21 protein-coding genes are annotated in these 18,667 nt (G+C 60.7%); 17 read left to right on the top strand and 4 right to left on the bottom strand.

All coding sequences use genetic code 11. The features are described 5' to 3' along the window. The first annotated feature begins 26 nt into the window (after positions 1-26). Both J2D73_RS18285 and J2D73_RS18280 read left to right on the top strand, forming a co-directional pair. The gene (locus tag J2D73_RS18285; RefSeq protein ID WP_207883692.1) at positions 27-1,337 is read left to right on the top strand and encodes an outer membrane beta-barrel protein; all 1,311 of its coding nucleotides are present in this window, start codon (positions 27-29) and stop codon (positions 1,335-1,337) included. Positions 1,338-1,408: 71 nt separating this feature from the next. Then, positions 1,409-2,047, top strand: a complete 639-nt coding sequence (locus J2D73_RS18280; RefSeq protein ID WP_207883691.1) for a polysaccharide biosynthesis/export family protein — start codon at positions 1,409-1,411, stop codon at positions 2,045-2,047. An 18-nt stretch (positions 2,048-2,065) separates the two neighbouring features. Here J2D73_RS18280 and J2D73_RS18275 read toward each other — a convergent pair whose 3' ends face one another. After that, entirely contained in the window at positions 2,066-2,260 is a 195-nt protein-coding gene (locus tag J2D73_RS18275; RefSeq protein ID WP_086644176.1) for a hypothetical protein, read from the bottom strand. 211 nt (positions 2,261-2,471) lie between these two features. On the opposite strand from J2D73_RS18275, the gene purB reads away from it, so the two are divergent. The 9 genes from purB to J2D73_RS18230 all read left to right on the top strand — a co-directional run bounded on the left by purB (position 2,472) and on the right by J2D73_RS18230 (position 9,575). Next, entirely contained in the window at positions 2,472-3,821 is a 1,350-nt protein-coding gene (gene purB, locus J2D73_RS18270; RefSeq protein ID WP_207883690.1) for an adenylosuccinate lyase, read from the top strand. 177 nt (positions 3,822-3,998) lie between these two features. Beyond that, the gene (gene purC / locus J2D73_RS18265; RefSeq protein WP_026397354.1) at positions 3,999-4,763 is read left to right on the top strand and encodes a phosphoribosylaminoimidazolesuccinocarboxamide synthase; all 765 of its coding nucleotides are present in this window, start codon (positions 3,999-4,001) and stop codon (positions 4,761-4,763) included. 61 nt (positions 4,764-4,824) lie between these two features. Beyond that, positions 4,825-5,067 (top strand): phosphoribosylformylglycinamidine synthase subunit PurS, encoded by a 243-nt coding sequence (gene purS / locus J2D73_RS18260; RefSeq protein WP_026397355.1) that lies wholly within the window; start codon positions 4,825-4,827, stop codon positions 5,065-5,067. After that, positions 5,064-5,450 (top strand): Rap1a/Tai family immunity protein, encoded by a 387-nt coding sequence (locus J2D73_RS18255; protein ID WP_086644178.1) that lies wholly within the window; start codon positions 5,064-5,066, stop codon positions 5,448-5,450. Before purS ends, J2D73_RS18255 begins: the two co-directional genes overlap by 4 nt. Continuing rightward, complete coding sequence (gene purQ, locus J2D73_RS18250; protein WP_207883689.1) at positions 5,447-6,148, top strand: phosphoribosylformylglycinamidine synthase subunit PurQ; 702 nt, start codon at positions 5,447-5,449, stop codon at positions 6,146-6,148. Before J2D73_RS18255 ends, purQ begins: the two co-directional genes overlap by 4 nt. Then, the gene (gene purL / locus J2D73_RS18245) at positions 6,145-8,355 is read left to right on the top strand and encodes a phosphoribosylformylglycinamidine synthase subunit PurL (RefSeq protein ID WP_207883687.1); all 2,211 of its coding nucleotides are present in this window, start codon (positions 6,145-6,147) and stop codon (positions 8,353-8,355) included. The genes purQ and purL overlap by 4 nt, the downstream gene beginning before the upstream one ends. Before the next feature lie 61 nt (positions 8,356-8,416). Then, positions 8,417-8,647, top strand: a complete 231-nt coding sequence (locus tag J2D73_RS18240) for a BolA/IbaG family iron-sulfur metabolism protein (RefSeq protein ID WP_026397359.1) — start codon at positions 8,417-8,419, stop codon at positions 8,645-8,647. A 111-nt stretch (positions 8,648-8,758) separates the two neighbouring features. Then, positions 8,759-9,094 (top strand): Grx4 family monothiol glutaredoxin, encoded by a 336-nt coding sequence (gene grxD, locus J2D73_RS18235; RefSeq protein WP_026397360.1) that lies wholly within the window; start codon positions 8,759-8,761, stop codon positions 9,092-9,094. A gap of 166 nt (positions 9,095-9,260) precedes the next feature. Continuing rightward, a complete protein-coding gene (locus tag J2D73_RS18230) occupies positions 9,261-9,575 on the top strand; it encodes a hypothetical protein (protein WP_207883685.1) in 315 nt (104 codons plus the stop codon). 51 nt (positions 9,576-9,626) lie between these two features. On the opposite strand, the gene J2D73_RS18225 is transcribed toward J2D73_RS18230, so the two are convergent. Further along, entirely contained in the window at positions 9,627-10,028 is a 402-nt protein-coding gene (locus J2D73_RS18225; protein WP_243430082.1) for a YraN family protein, read from the bottom strand. Positions 10,029-10,229: 201 nt separating this feature from the next. Between J2D73_RS18225 and cls the strand changes: the two genes are divergently transcribed. Both cls and J2D73_RS18215 read left to right on the top strand, forming a co-directional pair. After that, entirely contained in the window at positions 10,230-11,618 is a 1,389-nt protein-coding gene (gene cls / locus J2D73_RS18220) for a cardiolipin synthase (RefSeq protein WP_207883683.1), read from the top strand. 456 nt (positions 11,619-12,074) lie between these two features. After that, entirely contained in the window at positions 12,075-13,082 is a 1,008-nt protein-coding gene (locus tag J2D73_RS18215; protein WP_207883682.1) for an alpha/beta fold hydrolase, read from the top strand. Positions 13,083-13,178: 96 nt separating this feature from the next. Here J2D73_RS18215 and J2D73_RS18210 read toward each other — a convergent pair whose 3' ends face one another. Continuing rightward, positions 13,179-14,201, bottom strand: coding sequence for a DUF2336 domain-containing protein (locus J2D73_RS18210; RefSeq protein ID WP_207883680.1), 1,023 nt, complete (start codon positions 14,199-14,201; stop codon positions 13,179-13,181). After that, a complete protein-coding gene (locus J2D73_RS18205) occupies positions 14,198-15,640 on the bottom strand; it encodes a sensor domain-containing diguanylate cyclase (protein WP_207883678.1) in 1,443 nt (480 codons plus the stop codon). The genes J2D73_RS18210 and J2D73_RS18205 overlap by 4 nt, the downstream gene beginning before the upstream one ends. A 160-nt stretch (positions 15,641-15,800) precedes the next feature. Between J2D73_RS18205 and dapD the strand changes: the two genes are divergently transcribed. From dapD to J2D73_RS18185, 4 genes are all read left to right on the top strand, one after another. Then, entirely contained in the window at positions 15,801-16,649 is an 849-nt protein-coding gene (gene dapD, locus J2D73_RS18200; RefSeq protein ID WP_207883676.1) for a 2,3,4,5-tetrahydropyridine-2,6-dicarboxylate N-succinyltransferase, read from the top strand. Between the two features lie 9 nt (positions 16,650-16,658). Next, entirely contained in the window at positions 16,659-17,801 is a 1,143-nt protein-coding gene (gene dapE / locus J2D73_RS18195; protein WP_207883674.1) for a succinyl-diaminopimelate desuccinylase, read from the top strand. Then, positions 17,798-18,424: a hypothetical protein gene (locus J2D73_RS18190; protein WP_341535127.1), complete on the top strand. Its 627-nt coding sequence runs from the start codon at positions 17,798-17,800 to the stop codon at positions 18,422-18,424. The genes dapE and J2D73_RS18190 overlap by 4 nt, the downstream gene beginning before the upstream one ends. A 28-nt stretch (positions 18,425-18,452) precedes the next feature. Continuing rightward, positions 18,453-18,667 (top strand): hypothetical protein (locus J2D73_RS18185; RefSeq protein WP_207883673.1); only part of this gene is annotated, 215 nt, incomplete at its 3' end.

Genomic DNA, 18,667 nt, shown 5'->3' with positions numbered 1-18,667 from the left:
AGTTGGGAATGGGAGCGTGGACCCGTATGCGCGTTCTTGCGGCGTTCGGCGGGATCATCGTGACTGTCGGGGCGTCGTCCGAAGCGAAAGCGCAGTTGATCGATCGCTACTTTCCGTCCGACCTTCCCGGATACGGCCCAGATACGACAGGATCGGTGGTGATGCGACAGATGATCGAGAACTCCCAGCCCGGTATCCCCGTTCACGATTTCATCGTTCGACCGAAGGTCAGCCAGTCCGTCGGCTACAACGCGAATGTACTCGCCACGCCGGGAACTGGCAGCGCGCAACTCGACACTTCCGCAAGCCTTCGGGTGAATTCCGACTGGCGACGCAACGCTGCGGGCGTATCGGTCGGCGTCGCCAACAAGGCGTATCCGTCTCTGTCGCAGGCGGGCTACACCAACTGGAACGTCGGCGCCGGAGGGGCGCTGGATATCGGTCGCGACCGGGTGTCTCTTGGATACTCCCATAGCGCACAACACCTTTCCGCGACCGATCTGGGCAATTTCGGCGTCGCCTATCCGGTGCCCTACGCCGTGGACGACCTTCGTATCGGCTATTCCAAAACATGGGGACGATTCTCGCTGATTCCCGGCGCTGCATGGGACGATTATTCGTTCGGGAGCGCCACCGGCCCGGTCGCCTATGACTCGCGAGATTTTCACTCCATCAGTCACCAGACGGAATCGCAAATGCTTCAGTCACGGTTCGCGATATCTCAGGGTGACGCCGTGGTGGCGATCCTGCGGGCGTCGGAAGCGCAGTTCGTCAAAGGGAGCGGAACGTCGTCGAATTACATAGATGGCGGCGGGTTCGTCGGCGTCGATCTGCGTTCCGACGCAGTCTTGCAATATCGCGCGCTCGTCGGGGGAGAGACGCGTCACTTCACCAATGCTTCGACCAAAGCGATCGTGACGCCGACCGCCGAGGTTGACGTCATCTGGACGCCCGGGCGCCGCAACACCATCACCCTGACAGGGTGGCGGGGCATTTTCGATCCGACGTCCCCGTTCTCGCGCAACCAGACGGCGTCCAGCATCAGGGTGCAGTTCGACCGCGAACTTCACCATGATCTTTACCTGCGCGGGTTTGCAAGCGCCGCGAAAACCGTGTCGCGTTCCAGCGACGCCGACGGGCCGGATCGACGCCAGACCCAATTCACCTTCGGTGTCGGCGTCAACTGGAAGATCAATCGCGACTTCACGGCGTCGCTGAACTACAGCCACATGAACAGCTATTCCCATTACGGAGTGGCGCAGACGACCAGCTATGGCGTCAGCCGCTCCACATACGCCGCGAACGCGGTCATTCTGTCTTTGAGCTTCGCGCGATGACGGTGCGGAGCGGAGAGCGGACGGCGCGGCGCGTCACTCGTCACACAGTTGAGAAGGGCATCGTTCGTCGCATGACCATCACTCCCGCTTTCCCGACGTCGAAGCGTGTAACGCCGGTCGGCTCCAGCCGCCGCAGATGCGATGGTCGTTTTGCCGCACGAGCGCTGATTTTGCTCAGCGCGCTGGGCGCCGCCGCCTGTTCGGCGCCGGGCAATCTCCAGCCGCTGCCGCCGCCGCCCGCGTCGTACCTTCTGGGAGCGGGAGATACGCTACGCATCCTGACGTATAACGATCCGCAATTAAGCAATTCGTTCACGGTCAGCGACGCCGGGACGATCGGGTTTCCGTTGGTCGGGCCGGTGAAAGCGGCAGGAAAGACGCCCGATCAGCTGGCAGCCGATCTGTCCGGCGTGCTGGGGCAGCGCGGCGTCCTCAATCATCCCAGCGTGTCCGTGGAAATCGCGCAGTACCGACCGATCTTCGTTCTCGGAGAGGTGGCGAAACCGGGTCAATATCCGTACAGCCCAGGCATGACTATGCAGTCGGCTGTCGCGCTCGCCGGAGGGTACACTTACCGGGCGGTCACCGATATGGCGGGCGCAGTGCGAACGGAAGGCATGCAGGGTGGTCGGCCGGTCACGGGCAGCGTCAAACCGGCAAGCCTGCTGGCGCCCGGAGATGTGGTGACCGTGTATGAGCGGTACTTCTGAGCAATAGGCGGACGCGCGTCAGAGAACCAGCCACGCCAGCAAGGCCCAGAACGGTGCGCAGATGAGCAGGCCTATCGCCAATCCCCGGAAAAGCGTTCGCTCCTGTCCACGCTTCCGTCTTGCGTGTTCGACCAGTTGGGTCGGTTGTCGGGCGAGCGCCTCTTCCGCCGCCTTGAAGGCGGACCAACTTGCTTGGTTCTGCTGATACGGCATTTTGAAGTCCAGGGGGCGTCGCTTTTATTCAATCGTAGAGCAGATTGATGGATGAAAATCATTAATTTTCCGTCCATGTGGTCTCGGGGCGCTATGGAAACAGCGCGCCTGAACTGCTCTTCAATTCCGTCATGCGAAAAAATGCTTTAGGAGCACGCTGCGGCCCCGGCCCGGGCCGCGATCAGTCTGAGGTTTAAGGGAGACCCGTTTCATGGTGCCGCGTTATTCGAGACCCGCGATGTCGGCCATATGGGCCCCCGAGAACCGCTATCGGATCTGGTTCGAGATCGAGGCGCTGGCTTGTGAGGCGATGGCGGAACTGGGCGAGATCCCGAAGGAATCCGCCCGCACGATCCGCGAGCGCGGAGACGCGGCGATGGCCGCCTTCTCTGGCGCCGATCTGGACCGCATCGATGCGATCGAGGCGGAGACCCGCCACGACGTCATCGCGTTTCTGACATGGCTCGCCGAGAAGATCGGGCCTGACAGCCGCTTCGTGCATCTGGGCATGACATCCTCCGATGTGCTGGACACCTGTCTCGCGGTGCAGCTGACGCAGGCGACGGACATCCTGATCGAAGGTCTGGACTCGGTTCTCGCCGCGCTTAAAAAGCAGGCGTTCGCACATAAATACACGCTGACCATCGGCCGCAGCCACGCCATTCACGCCGAACCCACCTCGTTCGGTCTGAAGATGGCGGGGCATTACGCGGAATTCGTCCGCAATCGGGAGCGCCTGCTGACGGCGCGCGCGGAAATCGCGACCTGCGCCATTTCCGGCGCAGTGGGCACGTTCGCCCATCTCGACCCGAAGATCGAGGAATTCGTCGCTGACAAGCTCGGCCTGAAGATCGAACCGGTTTCCACGCAGGTCATCCCGCGTGACCGCCATGCGGCTTATTTCTGCGCGCTCGCCGTCATCGCCAGCGGCATAGAGCGTCTGGCGACCGAAGTGCGCCACCTCCAGCGTTCGGAAGTGCGGGAGGCCGAGGAGTTCTTCCATCCGGGCCAGAAGGGCTCGTCGGCAATGCCGCACAAGCGCAACCCGGTGCTGTCGGAAAACCTGACGGGCTTGGCGCGCCTCATCCGCTCGCATGTCGTTCCTGCACTGGAGAACGTCGCCCTGTGGCATGAGCGCGACATCAGCCACTCCGCCGTCGAGCGCAATATCTGCCCGGACGGTACGATCGGACTCGATTTCGCGCTCGCGCGCCTCGCGGGGATGATGGACAAGCTGGTCGTTTATCCGGAGCAGATGGCGGCGAATCTGGAGAGCCTCGGAGGCGTCGTGCACTCGGGTGAGGTGCTTCTCGCGCTCGCCCGCGCCGGCGTGCTGCGCGAGGACGCATACAGGATCGTCCAACGCTGCGCGATGGCGACCTGGACAAAGCTCGGCAAGCCGGAAGGCCGCAGCTTCCGCGAGAATCTGGGCGACGACCCGGATATCGTGGGGAAGGTGGCGCCGGAAGTGCTCGATGCAGCGATGGACAGCCGCGCGCATCTGAAGGCGGTGGATGCGCGTTTCCGTCTCGTGTTCGGGGAACCTGGTCCGGCCGCCTGAACGGCGGTTGTGGGGGAGGGCGCGCGGTAGCTTTCTCCCGCGGCGCCGTGCATGGGCTGTATCATCCGACGCGGAAGGCTGCTAAGAGGCTGCCCCAACGGGGCCCCCAAGCAGGGGCGACAACAGCACGGATTCTGCGCCTTGAAGCAGGCCCGTGCGCAGCCAGCAAGGATGACGATGGCCCGCCGCCGCCAGCTTTACGAGGGAAAAGCCAAGATCCTGTTCGAGGGGCCGGAACCCGGCACACTCGTGCAGTATTTCAAGGATGACGCGACGGCAGGCAACGGCGCCAAAAAGGGCATCATCACCGGCAAGGGCGTGCTGAACAATCGTATCAGCGAGCATGTGATGCTGCGCTTGCAGGAGATCGGCATCCCGACGCATTTCATCCGCCGCATCAACATGCGCGAGCAGTTGATTCGCGAAGTTGAGATCATTCCGCTTGAGGTCGTGATCCGTAATGTGGCGGCCGGAAGCATCGCCAAGCGCCTCGGAATCCCTGAAGGCACGCGGCTCCCGCGCTCGATCGTCGAGTATTATTACAAGAACGACTCCCTCAACGACCCGATCGTGGCCGAAGAGCACATTACGGCGTTTGGCTGGGCGTCGACGCACGATATGGACGACATGGTCGCCATCGCGCTGCGCGTGAACGATTTCCTGTGCGGTCTTTTCGCCGGAGTGGGCATCACGCTGGTGGATTTCAAGCTGGAGTTCGGTCGCTTGTGGGAAGGCGAGGAGATGCGCATCGTCCTGGCCGATGAGATCTCGCCCGATAACTGCCGCCTGTGGGACGCCAAGACGAGTGAGAAGCTCGACAAGGACCGTTTCCGGCGCGACATGGGGCGCGTCGAGGAGGCGTATCAGGAGGTCGCACGTCGTCTGGGCATTCTGCCCGAGGCTGGCAATGGCGACCTTAAAGGCCCGGAGGCCATGCAATAAGGCCGGGCCAAAAGGTTGGGGCTTGGTCTGACGTCGGGAAAAGTTCGGAAAAGAGGGTGATATGAAAGTACGGGTGACGGTTTCGCTGAAGGAAGGCGTGCTGGATCCGCAGGGCAAGGCCATCGGGCACGCACTGCATGTTCTCGACTTTCCCGAAGTTCGTGAGGTTCGCGTGGGCAAGGTGATCGAGCTGGATCTCGACGAGGCCGACGCCGCGCGTGCGCAGGAGCGCGCCATTGAGATGGCGAAGGGGCTTCTGGCCAATCAGGTCATCGAAGATTTCAGAACGGAGATCGTGCAATGAACCGTGTCCGGACTCTTGCAACGGCTTTCTGCGCCGTCGCAGCGACTTCCCTGCTGGCGTCGGCCGCCGACGCGCAACGTGTCTCCCCCATGACGGCGGGCAATTTCGGACGCATCTGTTCGAAGCCCGCCGGCGGGCAGATCTGCGACGCGTACATCACCGGCATGGCTGACGCGGGCGCGCTCGCCAAGGTCAATGACCGCAACGAAGGCGACGCCAACGCGCCTGCGGGCTTCTGCATTCCGCAGGCCGAAACCGGCGTCGCCATGCGCGGCAAGGTCGTCGCGTGGCTGAAGGGGCATCAGGACTCGCTGTCCAAGCCGGTGGGCGAGGGCGTGTTCATGGCGCTGCATGATTCCTATCCCTGTGGCGGCGCGAAATGAAAACAGGGATCGTCGTCTTCCCGGGCACTAACCGGGAGCGCGACATGGCGATCGCGCTCCATGGCGTAACCGGGCGCAAGCCGGAAATGCTGTGGCACCGCGACACGACGTTGCCTGATCTCGATCTGATCGTGTTGCCAGGCGGCTTCAGCTATGGCGATTATCTGCGTTGCGGCGCGATGGCCGCGCATTCCCCGATCATGCGGGAAGTGAAGGCGTTCGCCGAGCGTGGCGGTCATATCCTTGGCGTCTGCAACGGCTTTCAGATTTTGACGGAAGCCGGTCTTCTGCCTGGCGCGCTGCTGCGTAACGGCGGCATGCGTTTTCTGTCGCAGGATTGCTATCTGCGCGTGGAAACCAGTGAAACGCCGTTCACCCGTCACTGGAAAAAGGGTGACGTGTTCCGTGCGCCGCTGGCGCATGGCGACGGCAACTACGCGTGCGATGCTGAAACGCTTGCGGAACTGGAAGGCGAGGGGCGCGTGGCGTTCCGTTACGCCTCGGCGGGTGGCGTCGTTGACGCCAGCGATCGCGCGTCCAATCTGAATGGCAGCGTTAACGCCATCGCGGGCGTGATCAGCGCCAACAACCGCATTTGCGGCATGATGCCGCACCCCGAAGATCTGGTCGATCCGCTGATGGGCGGCGTCGACGGCAAACCGCTATTCGATGGCTTGGTGGAGGCTCTGGTCCGGTGACTGCCGCACAGAAGACAGTGGACGCGGCTCTCGCGCGCGAATTCGGGTTGTCGGACGAAGAATACGGTCGCGTCCTGACGATCATGGGCCGCACGCCGTCTCTGACGGAACTCGGCGTGTTCTCGGTGATGTGGTCGGAGCACTGCTCCTACAAATCCTCCCGCAAATGGCTGCGCACGCTGCCGACGACGGCGCCGTGGGTGATCCACGGGCCGGGCGAAAACGCGGGCGTGGTCGATATCGGCGAGGGGCTGGCCGCCATCTTCAAGATGGAGAGCCACAATCACCCGTCCTTCATTGAGCCTTATCAGGGTGCTGCGACAGGCGTCGGCGGCATCCTGCGCGACGTGTTCACCATGGGCGCTCGCCCTGTCGCCAACCTGAACGCCCTGCGCTTCGGGTCTCCCGAGAACCCGCGCACGCGGCAGATCGTCGATGGCGTCGTGCGCGGCATCGGTGGTTACGGCAACTGCGTCGGCGTGCCGACCGTCGGCGGAGAGGTGAATTTCCACCCTGCATATGACGGCAATCCGCTGGTCAATGCGATGACCGTCGGCGTTGCGCGGCAGGACCGCATCTTCCTGTCCGCTGCCGCTGGCGTGGGCAACCCAGTGGTTTATGTCGGGTCGAAGACGGGGCGCGACGGCATCCACGGCGCGACCATGTCTTCCGCCGAGTTCGACGAGAACGCTCTGGCGAAGCGCCCGACGGTGCAGGTCGGCGATCCGTTCGTTGAAAAGCTGTTGATCGAAGCCTGCCTTGAGCTGATGGCCACTGACGCGATCGTGGCGATTCAGGACATGGGCGCTGCTGGCCTGACCTCGTCCTCGGTCGAGATGGCCGGGAAAGGCGGCGTCGGGATCGACCTCGATCTGGACGCGGTTCCCCAGCGTGAACCGGGCATGACGGCCTATGAGATGATGCTCTCCGAGAGCCAGGAGCGTATGCTCATGGTGCTCAAGCCGGAGCGGACCGAACTGGCCCGCGCCGTGTTCGAGAAGTGGGAGCTTGATTTCGCCGTCGTCGGTCATCTGACTGATACAGGTCGCATCGTCGTCCGGCATCGTGGCGCGGTGGAGGCGGATATTCCGCTCGACCCGCTGGCTGATCAGGCGCCGATCTATGATCGGCCGGTTGCGCCGCTGGCCGCGCCGGAAGAACTTGGCCCGATTCACGACCCGATCGGTCTGGAGCAGTCGCTGTTACGTCTGATCGGGTGCCCCGATCTGGCGTCGCGCGCGTGGATCTGGAACCAGTACGACAGCGCTGTCGGCGGACAGACCGTTCGCCGTCCCGGCGGCGCGGACGCCGCAGTCGTCAAGATAGAAGGCAGCGAGATCGGGCTCGCCCTAACCACGGACTGCACGCCGCGCTACTGCCGCGCCAATCCTCGCTCGGGTGGGGCTCAGGCGGTCGCCGAGGCATGGCGCAACATCACCGCGACGGGCGCGAAGCCTCTGGCGGTGACGGACAACCTCAACTTCGGCAACCCGGAAAAACCTGAAATCATGGCGCAGTTCGTCGCCGCGATCGAAGGCATGGGCGAAGCCTGCCGGGTTCTCGATTTCCCGGTCGTTAGCGGCAACGTGTCTCTCTACAATGAGACCCGCAATCCTGACGGTTCGACACAGGCTATTCTTCCGACACCCGCTATCGGCGCGCTCGGCGTTCTTTCGGATGTGCGGAAGACGGTCGGGTTGGCGTTGCCAAAGTCTGGCGTTCTCGTGCTGGTTGGGGAAACAGGCGGTCATCTCGGGCAGTCGCTCTGGCTGCGCGAGGTGCTTGGTCGCGAAACAGGCGATGCGCCAGTTGTCGATCTTGAGCGTGAGAAGCGTAACGGAGACTTCGTGCGTGAGCGTATCGCTGCGGGCGAGGTTACCGCGTGCCACGATCTTTCGGACGGCGGACTTCTGGTTGCGGTCGCCGAAATGGCGATGGCGGGTGGGGTCGGATGCGTCCTGCAATCGGCGGAAACGGGCATACGTCCGGAGGCGTTCTGGTTCGGCGAAGATCAGGCCCGCTATCTGGTCGCCATTGAAGGCGACGCCGACGCACTAATCGCGCGGGCGAAAGCGCAGAGCGTTTCCGCGCGTGTGATCGCGACAATCGGCGGAGACGGTTTGACTTTGCCCAATGGCGCTACAATATCCATTGCGCGCCTGCGTTCAGCGAACGAGGCATTTTTCCCCGGTCTGATGGAAGCGTGACGGCTCGGGCCGTCGTCCCCTTCCTGGCGGCCCGCAGAACACGTTCACGGAGACTACCCCGATGGCCATGCAGGCGTCCGAGATTGAAGCCTATATCCGCAAGGCGATCCCCGACGCCGTCGTGAGGATCGAAGATCTGGCGGGTGACGGCGACCACTACGCCTGCACGGTTATCAGTGAAGCATTTCGTGGGCTTTCGCGCGTAAAGCAGCATAAGCTCGTTTACAATTCGCTCGAAGGCCACATGGGCGGCACGCTGCACGCGCTTGCGCTGCAGACCGCCGCTCCCTGACGTTCTGCCTTGCTTTTCTGCCCTGCACGCTCGTCGGCGGGGTGTCTTGAATCGGACGCCGACTTTTGCGTCCGCAGCCATTGGCCACTGCCAGCAAAAGGAATCTGAACGATGTCCACCCCCGTAGCCGAGCGTATTCAGGCGCAGATCGACGCCAATCCGGTCATGCTGTTCATGAAGGGAACGGCGGACTTCCCGCAGTGCGGTTTCTCTGCGCGTGTCGTGCAGATTCTCAATCACCTGGGGGTTCCGTTCAAGGACGAAAATGTCCTCGCCGATCCGGAGTTGCGCGACGGGATCAAGACCTTCTCTGACTGGCCGACGATCCCGCAGCTTTATGTAAAGGGTGAGTTCGTTGGCGGGTGTGACATCGTCACCGAAATGGCGAAGTCTGGTGAGTTGCAGACCCTGTTCGTCGAAAACGGAATCGTTTCCGCTCCGGTCTGATTACAGAGAGTAGGGTCGGCTTGTTCTTCAACGAAGTCGACCCGATAAAAACTGGCTATTTCATGGCGGAGTCGGACCAGATTTCCAGATAAATCTGGTTGTTCCGGCTTGCTCGCCAATTCAGGTTCATTGTATCGTCTCTTTGAAATGTAATATGAGAGTTGCAATGACCGGGATGCTCCGCAAGCTGTCGATATTCGCCCTTGGCACAGTTGCTGTGGGCGCGTTTTACGGAGCGAAGCCCGCTCACGCCGAGCGGATCATCTCTGATTACGAGGCGAGCCGCCTCACTCTGGCGTCCTTGACCGCTGCTCCGCCGGTTTATCACGCCGTGCATCATTTGGCTGCGCGCTCTCATGCGGCGCCTGCGCACCAGTATGCGTCCTCGCGCAGCTATTCTCATGGTCTCGTGCATCTTGCAGCTTATCACAGCCCCCGGAAAGCCGCTTCTCATGCTCGTGCAGTACGCCACCGCACCTGACTTGAGAGCTAACGCTCTCCCTGAATAGCCCGCGAAGTAGGTTGTATTCCTCTACTGCAACCGAAAAGCGTCGTGGATGTGGGCGGCGCGCCCGTGTCCATCGATCACGATAACGTCGAACGAAATCTCCTCGTAACGCCAATGTGGATGGCTTGCGAGAAGCGCCTCGGCGGCTCCCATAATTCGAGCCTGCTGGCGTGACGTGACGGACATGGCGGCAACCGTTAATGAGGCGCGGGCTTTCACCTCGACGAACGCCAGCATTCCCTCACGGGAAATGACGAGGTCGATTTCTCCTCGCGCGGTTCTGGCTCGCCGCAATAATATTTCCCAGCCTTCCGACGTCAAAAGCGTTTCAGCGTGAGCCTCAGCACTCAAGCCGATGCGATAAGATCTTTCGCCACGTCGCGCGAGGCTCTGCTTCAACTGGGTTTTTGTTGGCTTTTGCATCATTGCCGCCCAGCATACGCTATGCAAATGAAGTAGTGATGAATGAGAGACGCTTCATCTAGAGCCATACCCGGTTGTGTCGTATTTACCTCGTTGTTTCGGCGAGTATTTCCTCCGACGAACTGACTCAATCCGATCGAATGATGTTCTGGATCAAGCGCGGAGGGGACAGTTCTGGAGTTTTCAGCACTCAACGTTCTGAATATGACGCTCTCCGCGCTTCGTGTGCTTCTCGCGCTGGCAGTGACCATTCACGTATTGCTTACAAAGCGCGATACAGCAGCGGCGATCGGTTGGATCGGGATGGCGGCGTTGATGCCGGTTCTTGGTTCAATTCTTTACCTGATGTTTGGCATCAACCGTGTGAAGCGTCTGGCTCGCAAGCTTGTCAGACAACGTGGCGCCCCGGGTTCGGCGCCAGCCACGCGATGGCAGAAGAGCGTTGAGGGACGGTTCGCGCCTTTGGCGAGCATGGTCGGGAAACTGACCAGCCGCTCGCTCGTAGGTGGGAACAATATCGAAATGCTGCATGATGGGGACGAGGCTTACCCGGCAATGCTGGATGCAATCCAGCGCGCGAACACCAGTGTCCTGTTGTGTTCTTATATCTTCCGGGCGGATCGGGTAGGTGGGCTGTTCATCGACGCGTTGATTGACGCCAACAACCGAGGCGTTGCCGTGCGGGTTCTGGTCGATGGCGTCGGCGCCGGCTATTTCTCTTGCCCCACCGCTCGGCGTCTCCGTCGGGCGGGCGTTCCCTGCGGGCGTTTTATGCATTCGCTGCTCCCGTGGAGCATGCCGTTTATAAATCTGCGCAATCACAGGAAAAGCCTGATTATTGATGGTGTTCTGGGGTTCATCGGCGGCTTGAACATCGGGGATGAGAATATGGTCGCTGACTGCCCCCGCGATCCTGTTTCGGACACGCACTTTCGGGTGCGCGGGCCGATCGTTCGGCAACTGGCGGCTGCCTTCGCATGGGACTGGACCTTCACCGAGGGGGAGGATCTGGCCGGACCGACATATTTTCCCGATATCGACGCCAGTGGGACGGATCTGATGCGGATCGTGACCGCCGGCCCCGACACGGATCTCGAAAAAATAGAGTTCGTCATGTTACAGGCCATGACGCTCGCCAGAAGCAGCATCCGCTTGATGACGCCGTATTTTCTACCCGGCACGCGGCTTTCGACCGAGCTTTGTCTGGCGGCGCTGAGGGGGGTGACTGTCGATATCGTCATCCCGCAGCGGAGTAACCATGTGGTCATGGACTGGGCCTGTCGAGCGGATATCCACCCGGTGCTGGACGCCGGCTGCAGGGTTTGGTCGGCGCCACCCCCGTTCAACCACTCCAAGCTACTGGTCGTGGATCGGGAATGGTCGTTCGTGGGAAGCTCAAATCTTGACATGCGCAGCCTGCGCCTGAATTTTGAAATCAACCTTGAAACCTATAATGCGGAATTTTCGCAAAGGGTCGATGACTTCATCGTCGGGCATTGTGACCGGCGGGTTACGCATCATGATCTTGATAAACGAAATTATCTGACGAAACTGCGAGACTCCGGGGCAAGACTTCTTTCGCCATATCTCTGAAGAAAACGCTCAGGTGTTGTTTGCGCAAGTTGGGTTGCTGGTTGACAATTGTTAGAGTTGTAAAAATGTGACACGACCTTGAGATGTTGCGGTGTTCAGCCAGGCACAGTCATGGAAACGGACGAAACCGTTAATATTTCGTTTTATGATACTGTTCTGTCGTAAAATATTCCATTTTTGGTAAAATTTTCTATAATATCTCATTTATGTACACGCGTATTATGTGCTTGTATTCCGAAGCTGAGGCCATCCTGAATCGCGACGTGGGTAGCCTGCGGAAGTGCAGCCAGCGGCGTTGCGCCGTCCGAAATGTGTGCCGCCGACGTTGAGGACGCTATGGGCCCGTTCAGGAGAAATCTCCGCGCAGTCGCGGTGGTGATGTATGCGGGTTTAGCCAAATCGTTTTCGCGCTCGCGGTATCTGATCCGTATGCCGCGTTTCGCGGCGTCCTGTATCATGTTCTTCTTTACCGTTTGCAGCGCCTTCGGGCAGGAGCCGGTCTACGGTAGCAACCTCGAGGGGTTTTCTTACCCTTTTCCGGTGTCTTACTTTTCCTTTGAATCCCAACGTTTGTCCCTGCACATGGCGTATATGGACGTTCGGCCAGCAACCCCGAACGGGCGGACGGTTGTGTTATTTCACGGGAAAAATTTCTGTGCAGCGACTTGGGAAAAGACGATCAAGGCTTTGGTCTCTGGCGGGTATCGGGTCATTGCGCCGGATCAGATCGGCTTTTGCAAGTCGGACAAGCCTGAAGGGTATCACTACAGCTTCCAGCAACTTGCCGAAAACACGCTTGGACTTTTGAAATACGTAGGCGTGTCTCAAGCAATATTTGTCGCGCATTCCACTGGTGGCATGGTCGCTGTAAGGGCGGCGTTGGCTTCTCCCGCGGATGTCCAGAAACTGGTGCTCGTAGATCCGATCGGGTTGGAGGACTGGAAGGCCAAAGGCGTTCCGTGGTTAAGCGTCGATGGTTGGTACAGAAAAGAGATCACGAATACTGCAGACAAGATAAGAACATACGAGAAAAATACCTACTACGCTGGGCAGTGGAAGCCCGAATATGAAGTCTGGGTTCAGATGTTGGCCGGTATGTATCGCGGGCCAGGACGGGAACGCGTCGCATGGGCCTCGGCGCTGCTTTATGATATGATCTACACCCAGCCGGTCATGTATGAATTCGGGTCTTTGACTATGCCGACAGTGGTGATGATCGGAGACAAGGATACGACCGCCATAGGCAAGGACCTTGCTCCTCCGGAATTACGCGGGGCATTGGGAAATTACCCGGTTATTGCACGACGAGCAGTGCAAGCTATGCCGGACGCGCAACTCGTCGAATTTCCTGAACTGGGGCATTCGCCCCAGATTCAGGATGCTGCGCAATTCAATGCAGCTTTACTTCAGGCTTTAGCCCCCCGTTCAGACATCCAGCCGACCATAAAGATGCACCAAGGGTAGTAGCTTCATTCGTTAGATTTTGCGGGTGTTTTTTAACACGGTGTAAAATGCTTTTTTACTTAATTGGCTCGTAGGAAGCCCAGATTCTGGCCACCCTCAGTTCGGCGATGAAACCGGCCGTGGGTCGTTGACCAATATTCCCATCTGCCACTCCAGTTCTTGAGCGGTAAGAGCGTAGGCGCCATTGGCGGCGGGCCGGATGGCGCGGTGCGGCGGAATCATCGCGATATGAATCTGAATGGCGGCGGCAATGCTGGCGGGCAATCCGGATTTCCATGCCAGGGCGCAGATCGCTCGTGCGTTGCTTTCGGAAATTGCCCTCTGGGCAGTCGCCAGTCTAATCCGGTCCGCAGCGGCGAGGGAATGCGCGACTTTTTGGATGTCGCCCGCTTCAAGCGCTTCATTTACTGCGTCGTCGCAACCACTCGCTGTGGATACTCGCGGGGACGGCGGAAGGTCTGTGGCGGTAATTTCTGAAGTTGCAGCGAATTCGAACGAGAGTTCTTTTTCGATTGCCAGCCTTACTGGTGCAATCAGTGATGCACACCGCTCGCGTACCAGCGATCGGACGGTGACGACGCAAGCGTGATCAAGGGAAGTGCGTCGACTATGATGCTTTTCCATCGCATCCAAGGTTGTCTCAATTACACGGCCTGTCTGGTCGGTGTGCAGGACCTGGGGTGCGGCTGAATCGGTATTACGAAGAATGACAGATGAGTCTTCATATCCTGTCAACTCGTCGTCGATCGTATTTTCGTCGAGCCCCGCCATGAGGCGATTGAGGGCGGCGGGAGATTCAGAGAGGGGGCCGATGATTGAAATAGCCAGGGTGTCGCCTGCGGCGTGGGCGATAATGCGTTGAGCAAGCTTCCAGTTTGAGGTGAGGGCCGCGGTGAGGGTCGCTTCAAGTCTGGAGACCAGCGTCGCGACGCGTTCCTGATCATAGTTTGGCCGTAACGCCTTCACTCTGCGCTGCAACTCTTCGCATGTTGTCGTTGAGTTCTCTACGATCGTCAGCGGAACGCGACCGCCTCTTCTGGACTTGTTCGATGCAGCTTCTGGCGACAAGGCTCGCGTCGGGAGAATCTGAAAGAACTTTGGATCGAGAGATGCGGTCATGGGGGAGATTCCTCCAAAGAGGCGTGCCAACGGGCGCCGCCAGCCAGTTTCACGCTGCGCATCGCCAAACTGGCGCGATCAATAAGGGATTCGATTGTTTCTCCCGTTTCCCAACTGCGGGTGGCGAGTCCGACGGAGAAAGTCAGGGTCGTGGGCACCGCGAGAAATACGACGACGCCGTTCTGGCAGAATGTTTCAGCACGTTCTGCAGCGACGAAATGGTCCGCCCCGTCGAGCCAGAGGCCGAAAATATCGCCTCCGAGACGGCCGGCGAGATCGGTGGGGCGTATGGCGTTTCGGAGGTAGGTGGCGACTTGCTGAAGAGCGCGGTCGCCTGCCTCAAATCCCTGCGCCGCGTTGATTTCGCCAAAGTGATCGAGGCCGATGATCAACAGCGCGCCACTAAGGCGCTCACGATCCAGGCGCGGGAGACGGCGGGATATTTCGGCGATGAGGCCGGCCCGGTTGAGCATTCCGGTGAGAGGGTCAAAGCGTGCGTTTTGAGCCAGTGCTTTGTTGAGTGCCTCCATCTCTACGGCGGAAGCGAAAGTCGCCAGAGCGGCGTCTGCCAGATTGGCGTCGTCTTGCGTCCAGACGCCCAGCCCCTCTCTCCATAACGCCATTGCTGCGGACGTCGTGTAGCGAATGCGGCTGTAGCAGAAAATGACGTCCCGCTCTTCGATCTGCGTGACTTTTGGTGCGGTTAATGCGCCTTCCTCATAATCGCGTAAAAGAGATTCGATCTGGGTGTCGAGCGCTGATCCTTGCGCTGGAAAGCGATGTACGACGTCGTCGCCGACGCAACTCCCTGCTTCGAGAATTTCCTGTTCGGCGCATTCTGCGTCGCAGCCCGCCTGCCGCGCGAGCAGGATTCCGCCGGTGGCGCCGAGCATGGCTCCAAGTTCTTCCAGGGCTGGTGGGACGCCAAGCCGGAACATCGGGCGAGAACGCATGGTCAGCGTGATGCGCCGGATACTCTCGCTATGGAGCCGTGCGATGGACAGGTCAGCATTGTTGTTCGCGTCGTCAGACACGTCGATGCCAAGCCCCCTTACCCCCGCGTGTCGTCCGGAAGGGGATTGCAGAGGCGTTGCGTAGATCAGCAGGCAGGCGAACGTACCGTCCGCCCGCCGGACCCAGCATCGTCTGCCACGTATGGCGGCGCGCGTCTGGAACGGGTTCGGGCCGGGGGCGCTGTCGACGAATGGGAGAAGCCGCGAGCATGCTTCTCCAATAAGGTCATGGTCCGCCCAGCCAAGCGTCGTCCCTGCGTCGAAGAATGTGAAACGTCCGTCTTCGTCGGTTTCGAAAATGACGTCGGCGACAAGCTGGGTGAGGCTCTTCCACCTGCGGCGGCTGGCCAGCAGAACGTCCATCATCTCGCCGCTGTTCGCGGGCGAATTTGATTCTGGAAAGAGAGGCCGAAGGGGGGTGTTCATACCTGAGCACTTCAACGCGAAAAGGTTGAGGGCGCGTTAACGTCTATGCGTTGACAGGAGGGAGCGCGATCCGCATGGTCCGGCGACGACCGTGCCTGACGCGAACTCCCGGCCCTGCAGGGAGAGTTGATGCGCAGCCTATCTGCTGGACCCGAGGACGATGACCGAACACGAACTGCAATCCCGTATCGACACGTTGTGGGAGGCGCGCGCGACGGTCTCTTCAGCCACCTCGGGAGAGGATCGCGCCGCGATCGAAACGGCTCTGGAGAAACTCGACTCCGGAGAGCTGCGTGTCGCAAGCCCCGGCGCATCTGGCTGGACCGTTCATGAGTGGCTGAAGAAAGCCGTTCTTCTGTCGTTCCGACTCTACGACAACGTGGTGATGGACGGCGGCTGCGCAGGCGCTCCGGCCTACGATAAAGTGCCGCTCAAGTTCACGGGTTGGGACGCGGCAAAGTTCGCCGCTGCAGGTTTCCGCGCCGTGCCGGGCGCTGTCGTGCGTCGCTCCGCCTTTATCTCTCCCGGCGCGGTGCTGATGCCCAGCTTCGTCAACGTCGGAGCGCATGTCGGCGCGGGCTCGATGATCGACACATGGGCGACGGTTGGAAGCTGCGCGCAGATCGGCGCGAACTGCCACATCAGCGGCGGCGCCGGAATCGGTGGCGTGCTGGAGCCGTTGCAGGCGGCGCCCGTGATTATCGAGGACAACTGCTTCATCGGCGCCCGGTCCGAGGTGGCGGAGGGCGTCATCGTGGAGCGCGGTTCGGTCCTCTCGATGGGCGTATTCCTCGGCGCGTCCACCAAGATTGTCGATCGCGCTACGGGCGAGATTTTTATTGGCCGCGTGCCAGCGTACTCCGTCGTTGTCCCGGGGACGCTCCCCGCCCGGAAGACCGTCGGCGACGACAACCAGCCCAATCCGAGCCTCGCCTGCGCGGTCATCGTCAAGCGGGTTGACGAGCGTACGCGTTCCAAGACGTCGATCAACGAACTGCTGCGGGACTGATCGGCCCTCATGGTCACGCCGCTCGACGTCGCCGGGTTGGCGGCCGCCCTGATCCGGATACCGTCTGTTACGCCTGATCCGGGTCACTCACAGGAGATGCTGGCGGGAGTGCTGACGGAGATGGGCTTCGATGTCGTCCATCTTCCGTTCGGCGAAGGCGCGGAGCGAACGCCGAACCTGTTCGCGCGGCTGGGTTCTGGTTCGCCTCATCTTTGTTTCGCTGGCCATACGGACGTTGTTCATCCTGGCGCTGCGACGTGGCGGCATGATCCATGCTCCGGAACGATCGAGGATGGCGTTCTGTTCGGGCGTGGCGCCTGCGACATGAAGGGCGGCGTCGCCGCGTTCGTCGCGGCGGCCTCATCGTTTCTCGCCAGCAATCCCGACTGGAGCGGGTCTGTCAGCTTCCTGCTGACCGGCGACGAGGAAGGTCCAGCCCGTTTTGGCACATGCAAGGTGCTGGAGTGGATGCAGGAGAACGGCCACACGCCGGATTTCTGCGTCGTTGGCGAACCGACCAACCCATCGGTCATGGGCGAGGTCATCAAGATCGGTCGGCGTGGCAGCATGAATGCGCGCATCGTGGTCGAGGGGCGGCAGGGTCACGTCGCCTATCCGCACCGGGCCGATAATCCGGTGCACAGACTCGTCCGGATTCTTGACACGCTGACTGCCGCTCCGCTGGATGCGGGCAGCCAATGGTTCGAGCCCTCGAGCCTGCAGATTACAAGTATCGACGTGGGCAACGTAGCCACCAACGTCATTCCTGCCTCGGCGACGGCCGCGCTGAACATAAGGTTCAACGACCTGCACACCAGCGCGTCGCTGGGGGGCTGGATCGAGACGATCTGTCGCCAGCATGCGGAACGTGTCGTTGTAACGACCGAATGCAGCGGGGAATCGTTTCTCACCGCTCCCGGCGGGGAGGTGGACGTGCTGCGGGACGCCGTCATGGACGTGACCGGGCGCGAACCGCGCCTCGACACCGGCGGCGGCACATCAGACGCCAGATTCATCGCCAAGTATTGCCCTGTCGCAGAGTTTGGACTGGTCGGCGCGAGCATGCATCAGGCGGACGAGTGCGTGGCGGTGGAGGACCTCCAGACACTGACCCGCGTCTACGTGCGGTTGCTGGAAAGGATGATGACGTGAACGCCGAACGCAGGAGCGACCCGCCGGACCCGAAATCCGTGGTCCAGGGCATGGCGATGCTCGCGTCCGGTCGCGCGGAGGGCCTGAATCGGTTCCGGGGCTCCGCCGATTCGTTTCTCGCCGCCATCGCGCCGGGAGTCGCCGTCAATCTGGTCAGCCTGCTTCTGGTGGCGATGCAGGACCATGCCGCGATCGGACTGACCAAGGTCGAACTGTCGTTTTGCGCCCTGCTGGCGCCGCCGGTGATCTCGAACTTCTTCGCGCGTCGCTGGGGGCGTGAAGATTTGTGGCTGCGCTACGCCACGGCGGCCGCTTGGTGCGAGTGGGTGTCGGTGTTCGTGTCGGTCGTTGCGCTCGCCGTCGCCAGTCTTTTCGCGCCCGCTCTGGTTCATACGCCTTCGTTCGTTCAGGCTGTTGTAGCGGCTGCGGAGTTGTACGGGGTCTGGCTAGGGTGGTTCGTTGCGAAAGTCGGCCTACGCCTTAGCTGGGGGAAAGCGCTTGTGGTGTACGGCGCTTCCGTAGTCTTCGCATTGATCTGCTACGGGCTGGCCTCCGTTTTCCCGCCGCATTATTCGTTCATCGCCGATCTTCTGAAACCCATGGTGGTGAGTCAGGCGAACTGACCTAAGGAACCGCTGCTGAACGAAGGCGATGAAGGCCATACATCGAAGCGTGTTCTTCGAAGGGATTTACCTGTCCAGAAAAAGAATTTTTGCGTCCGAGAATACTCGAGCATCCGGAAAAACGGCGTCGGCTGATAAAAAGTTTTTGGTTCTTTTGTCAAAAAGCAGAAGTCGGCTGGCTAACTGTAAGAGCCTGTTTGGAAAATCACGGGTGAGCATTTCTGCGCATGAGATTGGCGCCCA

The organism is Acetobacter sacchari, from assembly GCF_017377715.1.
GTDB lineage: Bacteria > Pseudomonadota > Alphaproteobacteria > Acetobacterales > Acetobacteraceae > Acetobacter > Acetobacter sacchari.
Note: the sequence above shows the minus strand (reverse complement) of the source record. Positions and strands in the feature narration are given on the sequence as shown.

Coding starts and splice junctions, on each gene's coding strand:
- dapD (WP_207883676.1), top strand. CDS start 15,801: ATGACCGAACACGAACTGCAATCCCGTATCGACACGTTGTGGGAGGCG.
- J2D73_RS18230 (WP_207883685.1), top strand. CDS start 9,261: ATGACCGGGATGCTCCGCAAGCTGTCGATATTCGCCCTTGGCACAGTT.
- J2D73_RS18255 (WP_086644178.1), top strand. CDS start 5,064: ATGAACCGTGTCCGGACTCTTGCAACGGCTTTCTGCGCCGTCGCAGCG.
- dapE (WP_207883674.1), top strand. CDS start 16,659: ATGGTCACGCCGCTCGACGTCGCCGGGTTGGCGGCCGCCCTGATCCGG.
- J2D73_RS18240 (WP_026397359.1), top strand. CDS start 8,417: ATGGCCATGCAGGCGTCCGAGATTGAAGCCTATATCCGCAAGGCGATC.
- purS (WP_026397355.1), top strand. CDS start 4,825: ATGAAAGTACGGGTGACGGTTTCGCTGAAGGAAGGCGTGCTGGATCCG.
- J2D73_RS18210 (WP_207883680.1), bottom strand. CDS start 14,201: ATGACCGCATCTCTCGATCCAAAGTTCTTTCAGATTCTCCCGACGCGA.
- purQ (WP_207883689.1), top strand. CDS start 5,447: ATGAAAACAGGGATCGTCGTCTTCCCGGGCACTAACCGGGAGCGCGAC.
- J2D73_RS18275 (WP_086644176.1), bottom strand. CDS start 2,260: ATGCCGTATCAGCAGAACCAAGCAAGTTGGTCCGCCTTCAAGGCGGCG.
- purC (WP_026397354.1), top strand. CDS start 3,999: ATGGCCCGCCGCCGCCAGCTTTACGAGGGAAAAGCCAAGATCCTGTTC.
- grxD (WP_026397360.1), top strand. CDS start 8,759: ATGTCCACCCCCGTAGCCGAGCGTATTCAGGCGCAGATCGACGCCAAT.
- purB (WP_207883690.1), top strand. CDS start 2,472: ATGGTGCCGCGTTATTCGAGACCCGCGATGTCGGCCATATGGGCCCCC.
- J2D73_RS18215 (WP_207883682.1), top strand. CDS start 12,075: ATGTTCTTCTTTACCGTTTGCAGCGCCTTCGGGCAGGAGCCGGTCTAC.
- J2D73_RS18225 (WP_243430082.1), bottom strand. CDS start 10,028: ATGATGCAAAAGCCAACAAAAACCCAGTTGAAGCAGAGCCTCGCGCGA.
- J2D73_RS18280 (WP_207883691.1), top strand. CDS start 1,409: ATGACCATCACTCCCGCTTTCCCGACGTCGAAGCGTGTAACGCCGGTC.
- J2D73_RS18205 (WP_207883678.1), bottom strand. CDS start 15,640: ATGAACACCCCCCTTCGGCCTCTCTTTCCAGAATCAAATTCGCCCGCG.
- J2D73_RS18285 (WP_207883692.1), top strand. CDS start 27: ATGCGCGTTCTTGCGGCGTTCGGCGGGATCATCGTGACTGTCGGGGCG.
- cls (WP_207883683.1), top strand. CDS start 10,230: ATGACGCTCTCCGCGCTTCGTGTGCTTCTCGCGCTGGCAGTGACCATT.